Annotated in this window: 18 protein-coding genes; 9 read left to right on the top strand and 9 right to left on the bottom strand. The window is 72.5% G+C overall.

Going from position 1 to position 20179, the window contains the following annotated elements; translation table 11 throughout:
- Positions 1–680, top strand: a 680-nt coding sequence (locus AC1DSA_RS18090) for a hypothetical protein (protein WP_477891682.1), incomplete at its 5' end; no start/stop codon positions are given.
- Here AC1DSA_RS18090 and AC1DSA_RS18085 read toward each other — a convergent pair.
- On the bottom strand, positions 655–1608 hold the full coding sequence (locus AC1DSA_RS18085) for a LysM peptidoglycan-binding domain-containing protein (RefSeq protein ID WP_477891680.1): 954 nt from the start codon (positions 1606–1608) through the stop codon (positions 655–657). The genes AC1DSA_RS18090 and AC1DSA_RS18085 overlap by 26 nt on opposite strands.
- Before the next feature lie 168 nt (positions 1609–1776).
- On the opposite strand from AC1DSA_RS18085, the gene AC1DSA_RS18080 reads away from it, so the two are divergent.
- The 3 genes from AC1DSA_RS18080 (at position 1777) to AC1DSA_RS18070 (ending at position 5570) form a co-directional block, all read left to right on the top strand.
- On the top strand, positions 1777–3054 hold the full coding sequence (locus tag AC1DSA_RS18080) for a TIGR02270 family protein (protein WP_477891678.1): 1278 nt from the start codon (positions 1777–1779) through the stop codon (positions 3052–3054).
- A gap of 85 nt (positions 3055–3139) precedes the next feature.
- Positions 3140–4789 carry a type VI secretion system-associated FHA domain protein TagH gene (tagH, locus tag AC1DSA_RS18075; RefSeq protein ID WP_477891676.1) on the top strand — a complete coding sequence of 550 codons (1650 nt, stop codon included), beginning with the start codon at positions 3140–3142 and terminating at the stop codon, positions 4787–4789.
- 13 nt (positions 4790–4802) lie between these two features.
- Positions 4803–5570, top strand: a complete 768-nt coding sequence (locus AC1DSA_RS18070) for a PP2C family protein-serine/threonine phosphatase (protein ID WP_477891674.1) — start codon at positions 4803–4805, stop codon at positions 5568–5570.
- Between the two features lie 11 nt (positions 5571–5581).
- On the opposite strand, the gene tagF is transcribed toward AC1DSA_RS18070, so the two are convergent.
- The 5 genes from tagF to tssJ are packed head-to-tail and all read right to left on the bottom strand — an operon-like array spanning position 5582 to position 13030.
- The gene (tagF, locus tag AC1DSA_RS18065) at positions 5582–6301 is read right to left on the bottom strand and encodes a type VI secretion system-associated protein TagF (protein WP_477891672.1); all 720 of its coding nucleotides are present in this window, start codon (positions 6299–6301) and stop codon (positions 5582–5584) included.
- An 11-nt stretch (positions 6302–6312) separates the two neighbouring features.
- A complete protein-coding gene (tssM, locus tag AC1DSA_RS18060) occupies positions 6313–9882 on the bottom strand; it encodes a type VI secretion system membrane subunit TssM (RefSeq protein WP_477891670.1) in 3570 nt (1189 codons plus the stop codon).
- Between the two features lie 2 nt (positions 9883–9884).
- Positions 9885–11210, bottom strand: a complete 1326-nt coding sequence (locus AC1DSA_RS18055; RefSeq protein ID WP_477891668.1) for a DotU family type VI secretion system protein — start codon at positions 11208–11210, stop codon at positions 9885–9887.
- A gap of 18 nt (positions 11211–11228) precedes the next feature.
- Positions 11229–12560 (bottom strand): type VI secretion system baseplate subunit TssK, encoded by a 1332-nt coding sequence (gene tssK, locus AC1DSA_RS18050; protein WP_477891666.1) that lies wholly within the window; start codon positions 12558–12560, stop codon positions 11229–11231.
- Positions 12557–13030, bottom strand: a complete 474-nt coding sequence (tssJ, locus tag AC1DSA_RS18045) for a type VI secretion system lipoprotein TssJ (RefSeq protein ID WP_477891664.1) — start codon at positions 13028–13030, stop codon at positions 12557–12559. Before tssJ ends, tssK begins: the two co-directional genes overlap by 4 nt.
- A gap of 123 nt (positions 13031–13153) precedes the next feature.
- On the opposite strand from tssJ, the gene AC1DSA_RS18040 reads away from it, so the two are divergent.
- From AC1DSA_RS18040 to AC1DSA_RS18020, 5 genes are all read left to right on the top strand, one after another.
- A complete protein-coding gene (locus AC1DSA_RS18040) occupies positions 13154–14446 on the top strand; it encodes a lytic murein transglycosylase (RefSeq protein WP_477891662.1) in 1293 nt (430 codons plus the stop codon).
- A 512-nt stretch (positions 14447–14958) separates the two neighbouring features.
- Entirely contained in the window at positions 14959–15447 is a 489-nt protein-coding gene (locus AC1DSA_RS18035) for a GFA family protein (protein ID WP_477891660.1), read from the top strand.
- 18 nt (positions 15448–15465) lie between these two features.
- Positions 15466–15930, top strand: a complete 465-nt coding sequence (locus AC1DSA_RS18030) for a hypothetical protein (protein WP_477891658.1) — start codon at positions 15466–15468, stop codon at positions 15928–15930.
- A 7-nt stretch (positions 15931–15937) separates the two neighbouring features.
- The gene (locus AC1DSA_RS18025; protein ID WP_477891656.1) at positions 15938–16204 is read left to right on the top strand and encodes a hypothetical protein; all 267 of its coding nucleotides are present in this window, start codon (positions 15938–15940) and stop codon (positions 16202–16204) included.
- A gap of 27 nt (positions 16205–16231) precedes the next feature.
- Positions 16232–17050: a class I SAM-dependent methyltransferase gene (locus tag AC1DSA_RS18020; RefSeq protein WP_477891654.1), complete on the top strand. Its 819-nt coding sequence runs from the start codon at positions 16232–16234 to the stop codon at positions 17048–17050.
- A gap of 3 nt (positions 17051–17053) precedes the next feature.
- Here AC1DSA_RS18020 and AC1DSA_RS18015 read toward each other — a convergent pair whose 3' ends face one another.
- The 3 genes from AC1DSA_RS18015 to AC1DSA_RS18005 form a co-directional block, all read right to left on the bottom strand.
- A complete protein-coding gene (locus AC1DSA_RS18015; RefSeq protein ID WP_477891652.1) occupies positions 17054–18040 on the bottom strand; it encodes a Vgb family protein in 987 nt (328 codons plus the stop codon).
- 92 nt (positions 18041–18132) lie between these two features.
- Positions 18133–18510 (bottom strand): response regulator transcription factor, encoded by a 378-nt coding sequence (locus AC1DSA_RS18010; RefSeq protein ID WP_477891650.1) that lies wholly within the window; start codon positions 18508–18510, stop codon positions 18133–18135.
- A 44-nt stretch (positions 18511–18554) separates the two neighbouring features.
- Positions 18555–20078, bottom strand: coding sequence for a S8 family peptidase (locus AC1DSA_RS18005; RefSeq protein ID WP_477891648.1), 1524 nt, complete (start codon positions 20076–20078; stop codon positions 18555–18557).
- Between the last annotated feature and the right edge of the window lie 101 nt (positions 20079–20179).

Raw genomic sequence — 20179 nt, 5'->3', positions numbered from 1 at the left:
CCGCCGCGCCGCCCGCGGCCAGCCTGCCGACGCCGGCCAGCGCCTACGAGCAGCGGCTGCGGGAGCAGGCGCTGGCGCAGACCCGGCAGGGTCGCCTGGCCGATGCGGCGGTCAGCTGGGAGATCCTGACGGTGCTGCGGCCGGACGCCGGCGAGTACCGCGAACGCATGAGCGAAACCCGCCGGCAGATCGAGGCGGCGGTGCCGGATCGGCTGCGGCGCGCGCAGCAGGCGCAAAAGCGCGGCGAACTCGACGCGGCCACCACGCAGTACCTGGCGGTGCTGGCGCTGCAGCCGGACCACGAGCAGGCGGCCGAGGCGCTGCGCGCGATCGAACGCGATCGCAACCGCATCCGCTACCTCGGCAAGTACTCGCGCATCACCCTCGATCGGCGCAACGGGACGCCCCTGCAGGCGACGGCCAAGCGGCCCGCGGAGGCGCTGGACGTCAACGAGGTGGAGCACGCGGCGATGCTGCGCACGCAGGGCGAACTCGACGCCGCGATCACGCTGCTCGAGCGCCATGTCGCATCGCAGGGGCCCGATCCCAAGGCGTGCCAGATGCTGGCCGAAATGACCCTGCAGAAGAGCCGGCAGCTGGATGCCGCGAGCACCCGCGCCGCCGCGCGACCCAAGCCGCCGGGCAACGGGGCGGCTAAAGCTTCTTCGCCTTGTCCTTGAGCGCCAGCGCGCGCTGCTTCTCCAGCTTGGCCGTGTCGTTGGCCGGGTCCACGTTCAGCACCCGGTCCCAGCCGCGGATGGCGCCATCCAGGTCCTGCTTGGCGAAGGCGGTGCGCGCGTTGAGCGAATAGCGCTGCACCAGCACCTTGCGCGCCTGCTCGGCCTTGGCCTCGGCGCCGGGCTGGTCCAGGCTCGCCGCCTTCCGGTACTCGCTGAGCGCGCGGTCCAGGTCGCCGCTGCGTTCCGCTGCCTCGCCGGCGCGCATGGCGCGCTCGCCGGGGGTCGGCTCCGGCGGCGCGGCAGGGGGCGCTGCCGTCACCTGCGGCGGAGGGGCCGGTTCGGCGCGCGGCGTCGGTTCCGGACGCGGCGCGGGTTCCGGACGCGATGTCTCGCGCGCGGTGGCGGTGGGCGGTGGCGCCTTGCCCGGGATGCGCAGCACCTGGCCGCCCGCCACCTGCCGGGGCACGGCGATGCCGTTGTAGCGCGCCAGGATGTAGAAGGAATAGATGTCGCCCATGAAGCGCCCGGCGATCATCGACAGCGATTCATTGGTGCGCACGGTGTAGCTGAAGGACTCGCGGCCCAGCGCGGACATGGGGTCGGAGGTGATCTGGCGCATCAGGTTCTGCGCGAGCTTGTTGTTGGGATCGATGCCGAGCGCGCGCTGCAGCTCCGCGCGCGCCTCTTCCTCGTGGCCCGCTTCGAGCATGCCCACCGCGGACATCGCCGTGCGTTGCGCCTGCTGCTGCAAGGCGGGCGTCACGGGGCCGGTGGGGACGGGCGCCGCAGCCGGAGCCGGTGCGGGCGGTGCGGATTGCGCGGGCTGGCCGGTGCCGGTTGGACCGGCCGGAGGCGAGGCGGGCATCTGCTGGCACGCTGCCAGCGCCCCGACGGAGGCGGACAGCAGGAGGGCTCGCAGGTTCGTCATGGCAATGTCCTCGGACCCGGCGTTCGGGGCAGGCAGCCGCATGCCTTTCGCGCCGGCATGCCGCAGTGTCGCTCACTCGCGGCGCCGGAGTACGTGACTTTCGTTCATTGCCGGGGATGCCGGCGGGGTCGAGCATGCCGGGCTCCAGTGCTGCAAAGGCGTGGCGCGATGACGCAAACCCTGGTTCGCCAACCGATCCCGGCGGTCGTGCAGCAGCACGCCGAGGAGAGCGCGGTGCTGCGGCAGATCCGCTCCGTGCTGGTGCGGGCGCCGCACGTGCGGCTGCGGCACCTGCGGCGGCTCGACGACCGCATCGCCGCCCACCTCGACGGCCTGGCGGTGGCGGGCAGCTACGGAACGGCGCTGTGCACGGCCGCGCTGGAGCGCACGGGCGCGGGCGAGGTGTTCGCGCTGGCGGTGCGGCTCATCGACGAGCGCGACGACCGCGCACTCGACCGTCTGGCCGCGCTCGCTGCCGCGCTGCCGGACGCGCGGCGCGGCCTGCTGTCGGCCTTCGGCTGGGTGTCGGCCGCGCAGCTGCAGGGCCTGGTCCAGTCGCTGCTCGCGTCCCGGGACGCGCAGCGGCGCGCGCTCGCCATCGCGGCCTGCCGCCTGCATCGCGCCGATCCGGGCGAGGCGCTCGGGCATGCGCTCGACGATGACGATCCGGACTTGCGCGCCGCGGCCTGGCGCGCCGCCGGCGAGATCGGGCGCGCGGACCTCCTGGACCGCGCACAGGCCGCGCTGTCCGACCCCGACCCCGCCACCGCCTTCGAAGCCGCGGCCTGTGCCTGCCTGCTGGGAGACCGCCGCGCCGCGTTGGCCGCGTTGGAAGCGATGGCGCACGCCGGGAAGAGCCCGCGGGAGGCGCCGGCGTGGGAATGGCTGCTGCTGGCGTCGGACTTCCAGCGCGCTCGCGAGTTCGTGCGCGCCCTTTCGAAGGCCGCGGCGCCCGGCCTGGCGCACCAGCGCCGCGTGATCGCCGCCTTCGGCCTGCTGGGCGACGTGCGCTTCGTCCCCTGGCTGGTCGAGCGGATGGAGGACGACACGCTGGCGCGCATCGCCGGCGAATCCTTCACGCTGCTCACCGGCGCCGACCTGGCCGCGCTGGACCTGGAACGCAAGCCGCCGGAGCAGGTGCCCGGCGGTCCCAGCGACGATCCCGCCGACGACAACGTCGCCATGGATCCGGACGACAGCCTGCCCTGGCCGGACCGCGCCCGCGTCGCTCACTGGTGGCAGCAGCATGCGGGCGAGATGCCGGTCGAGCAGCGCTCCTTCATGGGCCGGCCCGTCGGCAACGGGCCGGTCGCACAGGTGTTGCGCGAGGGCACGCAGCGGCAGCGCTTCGTCGCGGCGCGTCACGCGTGCCTGCTGGCGCCCGGCACGCGGCTGTTCCCGGTGTGCGCGCCCGCGTGGCGGCAGCAGCGATTGCTGGCCGCGTGACTTTCGTTCATTGAAGCGCGGCTTGTGGACAGCGACGATGCCAGGCATCCCGACGTCTCGCCTCACGTCGTGCGGGGGAAGCTCGATGACTCTCACCTTGCGGGCGGTCTCGCTCAACGACCAGCCGCTGACCCAGCCCATCACCGCCCATTTCGACCTGCATGGCGGGACGATCGGCCGGGCGGACCACAACACCCTGGCCCTGCCGGACCCGGAGCGGCACATCTCGCGCGAGCAGGCGGAGATCACGGCCGGCGGCTCCGGCTTCCTCATCCGCAACGTGGGCAGCTCCAATCCCATCGTCGTGCGCGACCAGTCGCTGGCGCATGGCGAGTCGGCGCCCCTGTTGCATCACGACCAGGTCCGCATCGGCCGCTACCTGCTCGAGGTGATCGACGATGCGGCCAGCGCCGACGCCAACGCCACCACGCGCGGCCGCGGCGCCGGCGACGACCTGCCGATGCCGCGCCACGCCGATGCGGGCAACGGTCCGCTGGCGGCGCTCTCGCCGGGCAATCCGTTCGCGGACCTGCTGGGGATGCAGCAGCCGGCACCGGCGGCGGCGACTGCCCGTACCGGCGGAGACCCGGCAGCAGCGTCGCCCTGGGCGGCGCGCCTGCCCGACGACTTCGATCCCTTCGCGCCGCCGCCGGCGCCGCAATCGGCTGCTCCGGCCGCGCCGGACGCGGCGGGTGCGGGGGCCTTCGCCGACCTCATCCCTTCGGGTGCACCCAGCTCGCTGGACGACCTGTTCGGCCTGAAGGGCGGCGGCGGCGATCCCCTGGCGGCGTTCCTCGCCGATGCCAAGCCGGCGGGCGCGCGGGGCCAGTCGCCGGCAGCCGCCTCCACCGACCCGCTGGTGCTGTTCGGAGCGGCGCTCGCGGCGCCCGCGCCCCCGCCGGAGGTGGCGGCCGATCGCACGCCGGAACTGCGCGCGGCCTTCAGCCCGCCGCGGCCGGCAATGGCCGCGCGGGTGGGGCCCGCCAGGGTGGAAGTCGCGTCCGCCGTCGCACCTGCGCCCCCCATCGCGCCGGCGCCGGCCATCGCGCCCGCGCCAACCGTCGATGCGGCGAACGCGGACCGCACCCTGCCGCCCGAACCGATGCGCACCGCTTCCCCTGCGCAAGCGGCCGATGCGGCTGGCGCCTGGGCCGCGTTCTGCGAGGGCGCGGGCGTGAAGGTCGGGTCGCCCGAAGGTGCGGATCCCGCCATGATGCGGCTCGCCGGGACCCTGCTGCGCGCGACCATCGACGGCACGCTGCGCCTGATGGCGGTGCGCTCGGCGACGCGGCACGAACTGCACGCGCAGGTCACGATGATCCAGGCGCGCAACAACAACCCGCTGAAGTTCTCGCCCGACGCGCAGGCGGCCCTGGAACAGCTGCTGCAGCCGCCGTTGCGCGGCTTCGTGCCCGGCCCCGCCGCCGTGACGGAGGCGATGGACGACCTGCTGGGCCACGCGATCGGCACCATGGCCGGCACGCGCTCCGCGCTGGAGGGGGTGCTGGCGCGCTTCACCCCGCAGGCGCTGGAGGACAAGCTGGCCGGCAAGAGCATGATCGACAGCGTGCTGCCGATGGCCCGCAAGGCGCGCCTGTGGGAGCTGTACCTGCAGCACTACGAGCACATCCGCGACGAGGCGCAGGAGGACTTCCACGGCCTGTTCGGCAAGGCCTTCCTCTCCGCGTACGAGCAGCAGCTGGAGCAACTGCGCCGAGAACGACAGCCTTCGTGATGCGGGCACCTCCATGCTCGACATCGCCATCGCCACCCGCAGCGAGCGCGGCCAGCGCGCCCGCAACGAGGACAGCGTGCGGGTCTGCCGCGACGGCGCGCAGTGGATCGCCGTGCTGGCGGATGGCGCCGGCGGGCACCACGGCGGCGCCGAGGCCTCGCAGCGCGCGGTGGCCTACGTCGACCAGGCGCTGCATGCGGCCGGTCCCGCGTTCGACGCCGGTGCGCTGACGCGGGCGGTGGTCGCCACCCACCGGCACGTGCTGGCGGGGCAGCAGTCGGGCAGCGGCCTGGCCCACATGCATTCGACGGTGGTCGTGCTGTGGATCGACGGCGAGAGCGGCGGCGCGCTCTGGACCCACGTCGGCGATTCGCGGCTGTACGTGGTGCGGCGCGGCGTGCTGCGGAAGCTCACCTCCGACGACAGCGTGGTCCAGCGCATGGTGGATGCGGGCCTGCTGACGCCCGAGCAGGCGCTGGTGCACCCGAACAAGAGCCAGCTGGTGGCCGCCCTGGGCATCGACGACGAGGTCGAGCCGCACACCGTGGCGCAGGCGGTGCCGCTGGAACCCGGCGACGCCTTCCTCCTGTGCAGCGACGGCTGGTGGGGCGCGCTGGACGAGGCCGTCATCCTGCGCAGCCTGTCCGATGCCGACACGCCGGAGGAGTGGCTCGATGGGATGCAGCAGTGCATCGAGGCGCAGGCCGTGCCGCGCCAGGACAACTTCAGCGCGATCGCCGCCTGGGTCGGCCAGCGCACGCAGGCGAAGCTGGCCGCCTGAGGAGTTCCGCCTCAGCGTGCGGGCGCCGAAGCGCCGGACAGCAGCTGCGCGAGGGCCGCGCCGTCCGGCAGCCCCTGCACGATGTCGACGGTGTCGTCGCCGCCGCCGGTGCCGACGTGCCACCACACGGTGCAGCCCGCCAGCCGGTTTCCCAGTTCGCGCGCCGCCAGCGCAGGCAGCCACTGCGACAGCGGTGGTCCGCGGCCCAGGCGGTGGTGCTCGCCCATTCCGTCGGCGTGGGAAGCGATCGCGGGGCCGCGCCCGGGCGTGGGCCACGGCGGCACTTCCTGCAGGGCCGTCTCCAGCGCGTCGACCGAACCCTGCGCATCGTTGAGCGTCTGCACCGCGGCCTGCGCCACGCGGTCGTACCAGCATTCGAGGTGGTCCAGCGCGATGCGGTCCTGCGGCGGCTGCGTGCGCGGGTGGGCCACCACCAGCGGGTAGTAGCGGCCCACGCTGTCGCAGCTGGGCATCAGCAGGCCGAACCACCACTGGCTGTCCACCACGCCGGGCGCCCAGGCGAACCGCAGCAGCGGCGCGGTGAGGTAGACCTCCAGCCAGCGCTCGCCCAGCCGCTCGCGCGCGCCCTGCAGCGCAATGGCGAGCCATGCGTCGCAGGCGCGCAGCCACTCCGGCGGCAGGCGGCGGTGCGCGAAGTCGCCGAGCGACGCCAGCTTGCCGTACCAGCCGGGCAAGTCACGCACTTCGCTGAGGGAGGCGGCGCTGGCCATTCGCGAGCCGCTCACAGTCCCGCGGGGCAGGCGAACTCGCTGAGCTCGCGCATCCGGAACGGGTTGCGCACGCTGTTGGCCGTGACCTCGAACACCGCCTTGCGGCCATCGACGTCGAAGGTCGCGCGGAATTTCTCGGGCACGTTGGTGGGTTCGATCTTGACCTTGTCGAACACGCGCAGCAGCGCCCACGGGCCTTCGAACACCTCGCCGAAGGTGTTGCCCGAGCCGGGCGGGCTGACCTGCACCCGCACCTGCGTCGTGCCGCGCGGCCCGGGCCACTGCACGGTGGTCGGCACCTGCGGGCCATGGTCGTACTGCACGACCTGGCCATCGACGTCCAGGATGAACTGCTTCAGGGTCGCATCCATCTCCACCGGCTTGAACTGCAGCTTCAGCGAAGCCGTGGCGCCCGAGGGAAAGAAGGTCTCGCGGATCGCCTGGGCGCGCTGGAACTGCGGCAGCGTGCCGTTGTCCACGCCCAGCGGGACGCCTTCGACCGCGCGGAACTTCCAGGGCCGGGCGGCGGTGTCCACGTAGGGCGCGAGCTTCTGCTGGAACAGCGCATCGATCTTGCCGCCCGGTCCGAACACCTGCGCGAAGTCGGCCGGCGTGGCATCGCGCGAGGACCCACGGTCCAGCGGATAGCGCCCGGCGACCGCCTGCTGGCAGAACTCGCCGACCTGCGAGCGCACTTCCTGTCCCAGGTTCTGCCGCACCATCAATTGCGCCACCTGCGCGCTGCCCTGCGACAGCGTGTCCATCATGGAGCGCACCGGTTCCGGCATGCGGCCCGCTTCCGCCTTCACCTTGTTGGGCACGGGCGAGGCGGGCGGCGCGGCGCCGCCCTTGACGGCGCTGTCGACCGCGTTGAGCAGCACGTGCACCTCGCCGATCAGCGCCATCGCGTCGTCCAGCGGCGCCTTGCCGCCCTCGGGCGCGGTGACCAGCTGCCGCAGCGCCGCAAAGCGGTCGTCGACGATGGACTCGATGCGCGGCCCGGTCTCCGGCTTCTTCTGCGCCAGCAGGTCGGACAGTGCCTTGCGGCTCTTCTTCACCGCATCGGTCGCGGTGTCCGTGCCCTTCTCGATGACGTTCTTGCCGCTGGACCCCAGCAGCGTGGTCTCGCGCGACATCGCCTTCATCAGCGGCGGCAGCGGGCTGTCCGGCGCCGACAGCACGCGCGCCATCTGGATCGACTGCGCCAGGCTGGCCATGGGCTGCAGCCGCACGTCCGCGATGAAGCCCTGCCAGGTGACGGCGTATTCCTCCAGGTACAGGCGGCGCACGTCGTCCAGCAGCTGGTCGCCGGCCACCACCGAGGCGGCGGCATCGCGCGGCGTCTCGGCGACGCCCAGCACCCAGGCCTGCTCCTCCGCCAGCTGGCGCGAGACCTTGCCCACTTCCTTCTGGAAACCGCGGTGGTAGCCGTCGTAGGTGTACAGGCCGGGCACGCCCTTGGTGAGCGGCGCGCCGCTGCGCCGCTGGAACACGAGCGCGGCGTTGTTGCCGGCGGCGCGCACCACCGTGAACTCGGGAAAGTCGCTGCCGAAGCCCCGGTGCCGCATGCGGTTGTAGATGCGCTGGGGCAGCGGCACGGTGGCCAGGCGCCCGCGATGGAATTCCACCAGCGCGCGATCCTCCGGCAGCGGCGACACGGCCGCGCCCTGCGCCAGCAGCGCGTCCAGGTGCGCGCTGAGCTGCGCGCGCTGTTCCGCGTCGAGCGAACGTGCGTACCGGACGTCCCAGTCCGCCTCGAAGTAGGCCTTCAGCGACTCGGGGTCGAAGTGCTGCACGTCGTGCAGCATCAGGTAGGTCTTGAGCACCTCGTATTGGTACTCCGGCGCCGCGCCCGCCAGCCGCAGCTGGTCCTCCACGCGCAGGCCCAGGCGCGGCAGCACCGCGTCCACCAGCATGCGGCCATAGGCGGCGCGCGCGGCGCTGTCCAGCTTGTCCCCCTGGTACAGGCCGAAGCCGAGCTTCCAGGGCACGGTCTCCGGCTGGCCCGCGAGGCCGCGCGTGGCGGCCAGGGCGGGCACCAGCGGCAGCAGGTCGGGTGTCGCGCGGTTGGGCGTTTCCTGCACCAGCATGCGCACGCGGTCGACGCGGGCCGCCACGTCGTCGAGGTAGCGGCGGTTGTTCACGTAGCTGAGGGTCCACGCGGACAGCGCGCCGATGGTGACCACGCCGATGCCGGCGTAGGCGCCGATGGCCGCCCACTTGCGGCGCTGTTCCCACTTCAGGTTGGTGCCCGCCAGCCCATTTTCGGCGATCACCACCTCGCCCATCAGGCGCGTGAGGAAATAGCTCTTGCCGCTGGCCTGGTTGGGCGCGATCACCGCGCGCTCCAGGTGGTAGCTGCGCGCGATCGAGCCGAGCACGCGGTCGATCGGCGTGCCCTCCTGCGTGCCGCTGATGAAGTAGAAGCCGCGCAGCATCGATTCCGCTTCGTAGGGCAGGGGGGCGAACGCCGTCTCCATGAATTCCTGCAGCGCCGCGCGCAGCGCGGCGAACTGGCCGGGGAACCCGTAGATGCGGGCGCGCGCCTGCGGGTCGCGTTCGTGCTGCAGCCGCTCGATCAGGCCGTCCTCCAGCCGCTGCAGCAGCGCATCGAATTCGCCGCCGAAGCGCGCCAGGCCCTGCGAGGCGCCCTCCTGCAGCGGGAAGGTCGCGCCCCACGGGGTGGCGCGCTGCTCCTTGTCGATCACGCCGAAGTAGTCCATGAAGCCGGCGAGCAGGTCGGACTTGGTCACCAGCACGTAGACCGGGAAGCGGATCGACAGGTTCTCGTGCAGCTCCAGCATGCGCGCGCGCACCGTGCGGGCGTACTCGGCGCGCGCGGCCGCGTCGCGCGCCAGCAGGTCGCTGACCGACACCGTGACCAGCACGCCGTTGACCGGCTGGCGCGGGCGCGACTTGCGCAGCATGCCCAGGAAGCCGGACCAGGTGGCGCGGTCGTTCTCGCGGTCGCTGTCCTGCGTGGTGAAGCGGCCGGCGGTGTCGATCAGCACCGCCTGGTCGGTGAACCACCAGTCGCAGTCACGCGTGCCGCCGACACCGCGCACCGCCTGCTCGCCGACGTTGGCGGCCAGCGGGAACTTCAGTCCGCAGTTGCGCAGCGCGGTGGTCTTGCCCGAGCCGGGAGCGCCGATGATCACGTACCAGGGCAGCTCGTACAGGAAGCGGCCGCCCAGCCGTGCCGACCAGCCCGCCACGATGCCGCCGGCGCCGAAGCGGGCGCGGCGCAGTGTCAGCATGGCCTGGTCGAAACGCTGGCGCACGGCCTGCAGGTCGGGGCTGTCGGCGGGGCGGTCCGTGCGCGGCTGGCCGGCAGCCAGCAACGCGTTCACCACCGCCGAGTTGCCGCGGCGCGCGCGCCAGAGCTGCCACAGCAGGATCCCCACGGTCACGCAGGGCTGGATGCTGATCGCGATCAGCCGTTCGAATTCGCTGTCCAGCGGCCGCTTGCCGCCAATGGCGATCAGGGGGCCGACGATCCAGAGCACGAGTGCGATCGCGACCACCACCACCAGCAGCAGCACCCAGCGGTTGAAGACGAGGCCGAGCAGTCGCTTGATCATGGTCACCTCGCGACCGGACGCGCCGCGTCGGCGCCGCGTCCCACGACCAGGGTGATCTCGACGCGCCGGTTCATGGCACGGTTGGGCGCCGTGTCGTTGGCGACCACGGGTTCCGCATCGGCGCGGCCCTCGGCGCGGATGCGCTCGGGCGCCACCTTGCGCGCCACCAGCAGGTCGCGCACCGTCTTCGCCCGCTCCTCGGACAGGTGCCAGTTGGACGGGAAGCGGGCCGAGCGCGCGATCGGCTGGCTGTCGGTGTGGCCGGTCACCAGGATGTTGCCGCTGACCTGCGCCAGCGCGTCGGCGATGCGGGTCATGAGCGCTTCGCGCGGCTCCAGCAGCGTGGCGCTGCCGGGCGCGAACGTGCCGTCGCCGCGGATGGTGACCACGCTGCGGTCGATCTCGTCGCGCACCGCGACCAGTCCGGCCTTGATGTCGGGCTCCAGGAACTGCGCCAGCCGCGGCTTGGGCGCCGGCAGCGGCGCGGCGACCACCGGCGGCGTCAGCCGCAGGCCCTGGATCTGGCCGAACACCGGATCGGACCGGCTGCCGAGCGACAGGGACAGGCCCAGGGAATAGACGACCAGCAGCAGCATCGCCAGCACCGCCGCCGCGGCCAGCGGCAGCCAGTTGTAGGCGGCGCGGCGCGCCACCACGTGGCCCTGCCAGTGCTGCGCCAGCGCGCGTGCCGGATCGCCGCGCTGCTGCCGCAGGATCTGCGCCAGCTTGTCGCGCACCGCTTCGAGCTGCGCGCGGCCGTTGCCCACGACGCCGTACCGCCCTTCGAAACCGAGCGTGAGCGCGCAGTAGATCAGCTCCAGCAGGTCGCGGTTCACCTCGGGCTTCTCGGCCAGCCGCGCCATCAGCTGGAACACCTTCTCGCCGCCCTCGGTCTCGTTGTGGAACATCGACAGCAGGCTGTGCCGCGCCCACACGCCCATGCCGCCCCAGGGCGTGCCGGCCGCGGCCTCGTCGATCATGGTGCACATCACGTAGCGCGCCGCCATCACGCGCTCGGGCGCGATGCCCTGCGCGGCGGCGCGGGTGGCGAAGTCGCGGATGCCCTGCGCCAGCGAATTGCGCAGCGCGTCCACGTCGTCCACCTGCCGCGTGCTGCGCAGCTGCGGCACCACCAGCAGCAGCCGGTTGGCCAGCGCCACCAGCGGGTTCAGGCCCTGGTCGGGGGCCGCCTCACCCGCAGTGCCGGCGCTCGCTGCACCGGGGTCCGCCGGCCGCGATGGCCCAGTGCGGCCGCCGGGGTTGGGCTTGACGAAGGTCCGCTGGTCGTCGAATTCGGCGAAAGGATCCTTGACCGCATAACTGTCCATGGCTGGCCTCCGTGGCGCTCACTGGCGGATCGCCCACAGCTCGAGTTCGAGTGCCGGGAAATCGCCCGCCACGTGCATGGCCAGGCTGCCGCTGCGTTCGAGCTGCTTCCACAATTCGCCGCCGCGGTCGATCTCGAAGTAATGGAAGCCCGCGTGGAACGGCAGCTGCCGCGGCGCGGTCGGCAGCGAGCGCAGCGTGATGCCGGGCAAGGCGAGGTTGACCAGGTCGCGCAGGCGTTCCGGCGGCCCCAGCTTGGCCTGCGCGGGCAGGCGCGTGCGCAACTGCTCGGCGGGCATCTGCGCATTGGCCGCGAGCACGAAACTGGCGTTGCGCGCCATCTCCGCATCCGGGAAGACCGCGAGCCGCACGCCGTGGCTGCGCTCGGCCAGGTCGATCTGGACCGCATTGCGTTCCAGCACGGTGGACAGCATGCGGCGCAGGTCGGCGATGACGGGCGCGAAGGTGGCCTGCAGGTCGTCGTGCCGGTACAGCGGATGTTCGGCCGGGCAATGCAGCTCGCTGAACGTGGACAGGTCGCCCGCCAGCGCCAGGCAGGCGAGGTGCAGTTCGCGCGGCGAGGTGGTGGGCGCCAGCGCGTGCTGCCGGAACACCGGTTCGGCGCGGTTGAGCGCCTGCAGCATCAGGAAATCCGCCATCTCCGACACGCCGTGGCTCAGCTGGCCCATGCGGCCGGCGAGCGCGCGCGAGCGCTGGCGGATCAGCCCGTGCAGCAGCGACGCATGGGCCGACAGCTGCTGGCTGGCATCGATGCGCGTTTGCGGCGCGATGTAGCCGCGGTCGATCACCACCTGGTTGTCGCTGCGGCGTTCGATCACGCGGGCGACGCCCAGCAGCGCGTGCGCCTCGTTCGCCTCCCTGGCGCGCAGCAGGCGCAGCGCGAGCGCGCCGGTCTGCACGGCCTCGGGCTCGTCGCCGGCGTTTGTGTGGTCGCGCAGCTCCTCGCTGACGGCGCGCCAGCGGCACAGCTCGGAAGCGCCGTCGTCGTCGAAACCCACCTGCGTCACGCCTTCCCGCGCCAGCGGCACGGCCAGGTAGGCGATCTCGCCCTTCATGTCGGCGGGCACTTCCAGCGAGACCGGCTGTGCATCGTGCTGCGGCAGCGAGAAGGGCGTGCCGTCGGGCAGGATGCCGCTGGCGCGGCTGACGCCCAGCCGCCCGACCGCGAGCAGGCCCTCGTCCAGTTCGAGCTCGAAGAAGCCCCAGGCGTGCGGGCCGGACGCGCGCATGCGCATGTCCACCGCGTAGTCCACATGCCGCGCTTCCTGCTGGAAGTGGTGCGGCAGCAGGAACATGCCCTGCGACCACACGACCTTGCTGTGCAGGCTCATCGGCCGCCTCCGCTGAGCGCCGCCTCGACCGCCAGCTCGTTGGCATGGATCACGACGGTGTGCATCTGGCCCGGCTGCACCGGAACGATGCTGCGCCACTTGGCGTGCTCCACGTCGCGGTAGGCGGCGATCACGCCCAGGAAGCGCGTGTCCGGCGACAGCGTCTTGGCGAAGGTCTTGGACTCGCCCGGCGCCAGCACGAACTCTTCCTTGCCGAGGAGGTCGGCGCCGAGTTCCGCCTTGTCGCGCTGGTACAGTGACATGAAGTCGGCGCTGTTGAAGGCAGCGGCCGTCTTCAGCTCGTACACGCGCACCAGCACCGGCGAGGGCCGCTTGCTGGTGCTGGGATTGACCTGCGCGGAGGCCTGGATGGTCCCCGCGACCTGCGCCGGCTTGGGCGCGCTGGCACAGGCCAGCAACGCCAGCGCGATGCCCGCCGCGGCGGCGAGCTTGGGGACGAACAGGTTCACGGTGACGTTCTCCCGGGTGCGAGAAAGAGGATAGCCAGCAGGGGCGTCCGCACCCCATGACTTAGGTAATCGGCCGGGCCTGCGCCGCGGCGCGTTCACCGTAGACTGCATGCCATGCGGCGAATGGGGTTGGCATGGTGGGCGGCTGCGGCGCTGGCGGCCACGCCGGGTGCGGCCGTCGCCCAGGAGGCGCAGCCGCTGTCGGCCTGCGTCGCCACCCTGCGCAAGGACCTGCGCGCGCATCCGGAGGTCTCGGCCCAGACCTTCGACACCTACACCCGCGACGTCCAGGACCTGCGCCCCGTCATCGAGAGCGCCAGCCAGGCGCAGCCCGAATTCGTGCTCCCGATCTGGGACTACCTCGCGCGGCGCGTCGATGCGCAGCGGATCGCCGAAGGGCGCGCGCTGCTGCAGCAGCAGGCCGCCGCCCTCGCGGACATCGCGCGGCGCCATCGCGTGGATCCGGCGACCACGGTGGCCGTGCTGGGCATCGAGACCAACTATGGCAGCGTGGCCGGGCGGTATCCGGTGGTGGATGCGACGCTCAGCCGCGCGTGCCTCAACCTGGGCAGCAGCGAGCGCAAGCAGCATTTCTTCGACGCGCTGTGGCTGCTGCAGGAAGGCACGGTGCGGCCGGAGACCTTCCGCGGCTCCTGGGCCGGAGCGTTCGGCATGACGCAGTTCATGCCCGGCACCTTCCGCCGCTACATGCGCGATGGCCCGGAGTCGCCGGCCGCCGACATCGTCGGCAGCATGCCGGACGCGCTGGCGACCACCGCGCGCTACCTGCGCGGACTCGGGTGGACGGAAGGACTGCGCTGGGGCGTCGAAGTCCGCGTGCCGCCCGATCTGGCGCGGCTCGATGCGCAGGAAAGCGGGCACGGCTGCCTGTCCGCCGCCAGGGCGGGTGGCCGCTGCCGCAGTGCCGGCGACTGGAGCAACGCGGGCGTGACCCGCGTCGACGGCTCGCCGCTGGTGCAGCGCGACGCTGCCGCGGGACTGGCCGATCCGGCGATCACCTCCGCCTTGCTGATGCCCGCGGGCCCGCAGGGACCGGCCTGGCTGGTCACTCCGAACTACCAGGCGATCTGGCGCTACAACCGGGCCGACACCTATGCGCTGGCGATCGGCCTGCTGTCCGATGCGTTGCGCGGCCTGCCGCCGCCCCAGGTCGCGTGGCCCACCGATGACCCGGGCCTGTCCCGCGCGGAGTTCCGCCAGCTGCAGCTGCTGCTGGTTCAGGGCGGCCACTGCGAGGTCGTGGTCGATGGCGCCGAGGGGCCGCGCACCAGCGCGGCGATCCGTGCCGAAGAAGAGCGGCTGGGCTGGCCGGCCACGGGCCGCGCGGGCAGCAAGCTGCTGGCGGCGCTGGCGGCCGGCGGCACGGGCGCCGCGGCGTGCCCGGCGACCCGTTGAGGAACCCCTTGACGCCGCGGCCCCCCGCAGCCCATCGTCGAGCCACCTGCGAACCGCCGGTCGCGCGGGCGGCGGAGCGGGGAATTCCACTGCCCGGAAAAGCGTTCGCAACATACAGCACCGGCGCGCCTCCCCGGCACCGCGGCGGCCAAGGAGGGCTCGACATGGTCAAGGCATTCGGTCTCGTGGTTCTTCTGCTCACGCTCACGGGCTGTTCCAGCGGGGGGGCGCCGCGCAGCTATGAAGTCACGCCGTGCACGAGCAGCCCCGGCAGCTACGAATGCCAGGTCGAGAGGTACCAGAGGCTTCCCTAGCCATGCGCTGACTGCGGCGGCGGTTGGTGCTGCCCGCGCTGCGGACATCCCCGGCAGCAGGCGCCTGGGTGCAGGTCGCCCCTTGGCAACGCAGCCGCTCTGCGCTAACTTGCCGGGCATGCCGTTCCCGTGCCATTCGCCGACGAGCCCGGCCCTGGCGCGGTGCGCGCCGTTCAGCCGGTTCCCGTTTCCCTGCCGATGACCTCCGAAGCCCGATTCCCCCTCGAAGGCGGCTGCGACTGCCGCTTCCTGCGCTACCGCCTGCGCACGGCGCCGCTGTTCGTGCACTGCTGCCATTGCCGCTGGTGCCAGCGCGAGAGCGGTTCTTCCTTCGCGCTGAACGCGATGATCGAAGCCGATCGCGTCGAGCTGCTGGCGGGCGAGCCGGTCGTGGTGGACACGCCCTCGGAAAGCGGCAAGGGCCAGCGCATCGCGCGCTGCCCGCGCTGCATGGTGGCGGTGTGGAGCAACTACGCGGGCGCCGGGCCGCGCGTGCATTTCGTGCGGGTGGGCACGCTGGACCAGCCCGACGCGCTGCCGCCGGACATCCACATCTACACATCCTCGAAACAGCCGTGGGTGCGGCTGCCGCCGGATGTTCCGGCCGTGCCGGAGTACTACGCCCGCAGTGAATACTGGCCGGCCGCGAGCCTGGAACGGCGCCGCGTGCTGCTGGCTTCCGGCTGAAGCACGAAAGGAGCAGCGATGAACGACACGCTCGATCGCCTGGCCCGTGAGCTGCGGCTCGACGATGCCGCCCACGAACGCCTGCGCCTCGTCTTCGGCCACGACTGCGTCGAACGGGTGCGCCACCTGCTGGAAGACCCGCGCGCGGTCGTGGCGCTCGACGGTCTGGCTGCTTTCCTGGCGGGCCGGCTCGACCGCGCCGGCCTGGATGCGCTTGCCGCGCAGGCCGCGGACCTGGCTGGCCACCATCCCGGCTCGAAATCCATCGACGGCTGCGGCCATGCGGCGGTCTCGGCGACCTACGCGGTGGCCAAGGCCCTGGCCGGCCGTGCGCGCGAGGCCGCCGATTACGCGGCCTACGCCACCGTCTATGCGCAAGGCGGCGCGGCGGCCGTTGCCGAGCGCGAATCCTTCGCCACCGAATTTGCCTGGCAGGCGGAGCACCTCTCGGCGCTGGCCAGGGCCTCCCTTTCCACCACCTGAAAGCACCATGCGCAGCAGTCCCGTCGTGTCCCTCGGCATCGCCGCCGCCGTCCTCCTCCTGGCCCTCGTGCTCAATCCCTCGCCGGAGCGGCACCGCGACAAGATCCGCGAAACCCTGGGCCAGCGCAGCCCGGTGGCGCGCGTGCTCGGCGTCGGCGCGCTCGCGGCATTCGCTTCCAGCTACCACTCCTTCGGGGTGGGGTCGTACACCACCGCCGGCGAGCGTACGCTCTCGGTCGGGGCGCTCGGCCTGGTGTATGTGATGCAGCCCTAGACTTTCCAGATCGACGCAGGAGATCCCATGGCCCAGGCAGAGTCCGACCGCGTGTTCGCCGGTTCCGTGCCGCAGTTGTACGAGCAGTTCATGGTGCCCCTCATCTTCCAGCCCTATGCGGGGGACCTGGCGCAGCGTGTCGTCGCGCAGGCGCCCGCGCGCGTGCTGGAGGTCGCCGCCGGCACCGGGGTGCTGACGCGCGAGCTGGCGCAGCGGCTGCCGGCGTCCTCGGCCATTGTCGCCACCGACCTGAACCCGCCGATGCTGGAAGAAGCCGCCGCGCGCGGAACCAGTCGCCCGGTCGAGTGGCAGGTGGCCGACGCGATGCAGCTGCCGTTCCAGAATGCGTCGTTCGACGCCGTGCTGTGCCAGTTCGGCGTGATGTTCTTCCCGGACAAGCCCAAGGCCTTCGCGGAGGTGCGCCGCGTGCTGCGCCCCGGCGGCGTGTTCCTGTTCAGCGCCTGGGACGCGATCGAGCACAACGAGATCGCCGACGTGGTGACGGACGCACTGGCCGGCGTCTTCCCGCACGACCCGCCGCGCTTCATGGCGCGCACCCCGCATGGCTACCACGACGCCGACCTGATCCGGGAGCACCTGACGCAGGGCGGCTTCACGCGCGGCGTGCAGGTGGAGCACGTCACCCGCCGCAGCCTGGCGGCGTCGCCGCGCGCTGCCGCGATCGCCTATTGCGAGGGCACGCCCCTGCGCGGCGAAATCGAGGCGCGCGGCGGAGTGAGCCTGGCGGATGCGACGCAGGCGGCCACGACGGCCCTCGCCCAGCGCTTCGGCGAGGGCGCCGTGGACGGCAAGATCCAGGCGCTGGTGGTGCGCGCCGAGCGCTGACGCTCAGGCGGTGCGGATCACGGCGATGTGCTCGGTGCCGCTTTCCGGCAGCCAGACCTCGCCCTTGCGGCCCAGGATCTGGCGCACGTTGGCGCTGTCGCGCGGCATGGCGTGCTTCTCGAACTTCTCCGTGCGCGGCTCGAACGACCACACCGCGTTGCCGCCGAAGTCGCTGGCCCACACGTGGTCGCGTTCGTCCACGTACACCGCGTAGACCATCGGGTTGCTGCCCGGCACCTTCCACGCGCGCCAGCTGTTGGCGGCGGGATCGTGCAGCGACAGCTGGCCGCTGTTCCACTCGCTGACCCAGATGCGGCCGCGGCTGTCGCTCCAGACGCGGCGCGCGCCCTGGTTGCGGGTGGGCGGCTCGACGATGCGTGAGTCGCCGGTGCGCCGGTCGACCTGGGCGATGAAGGAGCCGGCCAGCGAACACCACCAGACGTCGCCCGAGGGCGTGCTGCAGATGCCGTAGGGTCCGCGGCCGCGCGGGGCCTCCTTGACCGACACCTGGCCGCTGCGCACCGCGACCTTGCCGACGTAGCCCGACTGGCCGGTGAACCACAGGTCGCCGTCGCCGTCGAAGGCGCAGGTGTTCAGGTTGGCGTAGGGCGTGCCTGCGGGCAGCGGATGCACCGTGACCTTGCGGTCGGGCCAGCCGACGCGGACGATCGCGTTCTGGCCGCCGTCGGTGAGCCAGGCCGCGCGGTCGGGGCCCTGGATCACGCCGTGCGGCGACGATCCGGACCCGAGCGCGATGAGTTCGGTGCGGCCGGTGGACGGTTCGAACCAGCCGAGGTGGCCGCTGGCCTGCGCCGAGAACCACACGCCGCCATCGGGCGCCGGCGCCACGTCGTGGATGCCGGTGCGCCGCGAGGTGGCGAGCTTCCAGGACTGCAGCGTGCCCGTTCCCTGTGCAACAGCGGGCCAGGGCAGGGCGCCGGCGGCCAGCCAGGCCAGCGCGGTGCGGCGAGGGAGCGGGAACGACGGCATGCGGGCCTCCTGCTAGGGCCGCGCCATTCTGCGCGCCGGCTCCGGCGGCTTCAAGCCGGGGCGCGGCACTTTGCGAAACAGTGCAGGACGTCCTAGCGCGGCTGGCGGCGCGCCAGCACCGCGTCGATCGCCTCGCACAGCTCGGCGGGCCGGTAGGGTTTGGTGAGGTAATCGTCGGCTCCGGCGCTCATGCCCTGGCGCACGTCGCCGCGCTCGGACATCGCTGTCAGCAGGATCACGGGCAGGGTGGCCAGCGCCGGGTCGCCGCGCAGCTGCGCCAGCACGTCGTAGCCCGTCATGCCCGGCATGATCACGTCGCAGACGATGACGTCGGGACGGGCCTCGCGCGCGGCAGCGAGGCCGGCGAGACCATGGGGCGCCTCGCGCACCACATGGCCCGCCTTTTTCAAGGCGAACCCCGCGATGAAGCGCTGCGCCTCGTCGTCCTCGATCAGCAAGACCTCTGCCATGCGGGGATTCTGCACCGGCACGGCCCCGCAGGACCGCTGCGGCCTCAGGGCTTGCTGATGGTGATCTGCGTGCCCCAGTTGCTGTTCGGGTCGTAGACGACGTTGCCGGTGACGCCGGTCACCGTGAACTGCGTGGCGGCGACGCTGGGCGCGAGCACGCCCGAAGAGATCGCGCAGCTGCCATTGCCGCCGGTGACGCAGCTGCCGCTGGCTCCGGGCGCGAAGCTGCCGGCGACGGTCACGTTGGCCACCGGTTGCCTGGAGTTCACGTCCTGGATGGTGACGGTGGCCGTCGCCTTCCAGTTGCGCCCCGAGCGCGAGGCGGCGCCGCTGATGGCGCTGATCGCGACCGTCGGCTTGGCGGGTTCGGTGACGGCCCCGCCCCCGGCCGCCAGGCTGTACAGCAGGAGGTTGGGCGATCCGGTGCCGGCCGAGACCACGTGGTTGGGGGTCGCATGGCCGGTGAGGAAGGAGCCGACCGCGGCCGGCGACGAGCCCGGGCTGCCCTGCAGCACCAGCGCGGCCGCGCCGGTGACGTGCGGCGTCGCCATCGAAGTGCCGCTGATGGTGTTGGTGGCGGTGGAGCTGGTGTTCCAGGCCGAGGTGATGCTGCTGCCGGGTGCGAACAGGTCGAGGCAGGGGCCGAAGTTGGAATAGGAAGCCCGCGCGTCGCTGCTGGTGGTGGCACCGACCGTCAGGGCCGACGGCTCGCTGGCCGGCGAATAGTTGCAGGCGTCCGCGCTGCTGTTGCCGGCCGCCACCACCATCGTGACGCCGCTCGTCACGGCGCCCGCGACCGCTGCGTTGATCGAGGAGGAGAAGCCGCCGCCGAGCGACATGTTGGCGACCGCCGGCCGCAGCGAATTGGCCGCCACCCAGTCCACGCCGGCGATGACGCCGCTGAAGCTGCCCGAGCCGCGGCAGTCCAGCACGCGCACCGGGACCAGCGCCACCTGCTTGGCCACGCCCCAGGTGGTGCCGCCCACCGTGCCGGAGACGTGGGTGCCGTGGCCGTTGCAGTCGCTGGTGCCGTTGCCGTCGTTGACCGCGGTGTAGCCCGGCAGCACGCGCCCGGTGAACTCGACGTGGTCGGCCCGGATGCCGGTGTCGATGATGAAGGCCGTGACGTTCAGCCCGGTCGCGCCGTAGAAGTAGATGGTGTCCAGGGGCAGGTCGACCTGGTCGATCCGGTCGAGGCCCCAGGTCGCCTGGCTTTCCTGCTGCTGCAGCGACACGGACTGGTCCTGCTCGACGAAAGCCACGGAGGGATTGCTGCGCAGGCGCGCCACGGCGGCATCCGGCAGGGTGGCCGCGAATCCCTTCAGCGCGCGCGTGTAGGTGAAGTGCAGCTGGCCACCCTCGGAGCGGGCCAGCGCGGCTGCCTCCGCCGCGGGGTCGGCAACGCTGCCGTGGAACACCACGATGTAGCGCGACGGGATGGGGGCGGAGCTGAAGCGCTCGGCGGCATGCGGGGAGGCGGGTTGCGCCCCGGCGGCGAGGGCGGTGGCGGCGAGTGCGGCGGCGCCAACGATGCGAGACAGCCGGGACAGCAAGGAGGCAAGAACCATGGCGATTCCTTGGAACGGACGGGCTGCGCGCATGAAAGCGCAAAGCGCGACCGCTCGCAAGGGGGAACGTTACAGATGGGCCCGTCCGGGCCCCTGCCAGC

This window comes from Ramlibacter sp. P4_H7, assembly GCF_056400765.1.
Note: the sequence above shows the minus strand (reverse complement) of the source record. Positions and strands in the feature narration are given on the sequence as shown.

Bases quoted from the DNA above. Each gene is read 5' to 3' on its own strand.
- AC1DSA_RS18085 (WP_477891680.1), bottom strand. From the start codon at position 1,608: ATGACGAACCTGCGAGCCCTCCTGCTGTCCGCCTCCGTCGGGGCGCTG.
- AC1DSA_RS18080 (WP_477891678.1), top strand. From the start codon at position 1,777: ATGACGCAAACCCTGGTTCGCCAACCGATCCCGGCGGTCGTGCAGCAG.
- tagH (WP_477891676.1), top strand. From the start codon at position 3,140: ATGACTCTCACCTTGCGGGCGGTCTCGCTCAACGACCAGCCGCTGACC.
- AC1DSA_RS18070 (WP_477891674.1), top strand. From the start codon at position 4,803: ATGCTCGACATCGCCATCGCCACCCGCAGCGAGCGCGGCCAGCGCGCC.
- tagF (WP_477891672.1), bottom strand. From the start codon at position 6,301: ATGGCCAGCGCCGCCTCCCTCAGCGAAGTGCGTGACTTGCCCGGCTGG.
- tssM (WP_477891670.1), bottom strand. From the start codon at position 9,882: ATGATCAAGCGACTGCTCGGCCTCGTCTTCAACCGCTGGGTGCTGCTG.
- AC1DSA_RS18055 (WP_477891668.1), bottom strand. From the start codon at position 11,210: ATGGACAGTTATGCGGTCAAGGATCCTTTCGCCGAATTCGACGACCAG.
- tssK (WP_477891666.1), bottom strand. From the start codon at position 12,560: ATGAGCCTGCACAGCAAGGTCGTGTGGTCGCAGGGCATGTTCCTGCTG.
- AC1DSA_RS18040 (WP_477891662.1), top strand. From the start codon at position 13,154: ATGGGGTTGGCATGGTGGGCGGCTGCGGCGCTGGCGGCCACGCCGGGT.
- AC1DSA_RS18035 (WP_477891660.1), top strand. From the start codon at position 14,959: ATGACCTCCGAAGCCCGATTCCCCCTCGAAGGCGGCTGCGACTGCCGC.
- AC1DSA_RS18030 (WP_477891658.1), top strand. From the start codon at position 15,466: ATGAACGACACGCTCGATCGCCTGGCCCGTGAGCTGCGGCTCGACGAT.
- AC1DSA_RS18025 (WP_477891656.1), top strand. From the start codon at position 15,938: ATGCGCAGCAGTCCCGTCGTGTCCCTCGGCATCGCCGCCGCCGTCCTC.
- AC1DSA_RS18020 (WP_477891654.1), top strand. From the start codon at position 16,232: ATGGCCCAGGCAGAGTCCGACCGCGTGTTCGCCGGTTCCGTGCCGCAG.
- AC1DSA_RS18015 (WP_477891652.1), bottom strand. From the start codon at position 18,040: ATGCCGTCGTTCCCGCTCCCTCGCCGCACCGCGCTGGCCTGGCTGGCC.
- AC1DSA_RS18010 (WP_477891650.1), bottom strand. From the start codon at position 18,510: ATGGCAGAGGTCTTGCTGATCGAGGACGACGAGGCGCAGCGCTTCATC.
- AC1DSA_RS18005 (WP_477891648.1), bottom strand. From the start codon at position 20,078: ATGGTTCTTGCCTCCTTGCTGTCCCGGCTGTCTCGCATCGTTGGCGCC.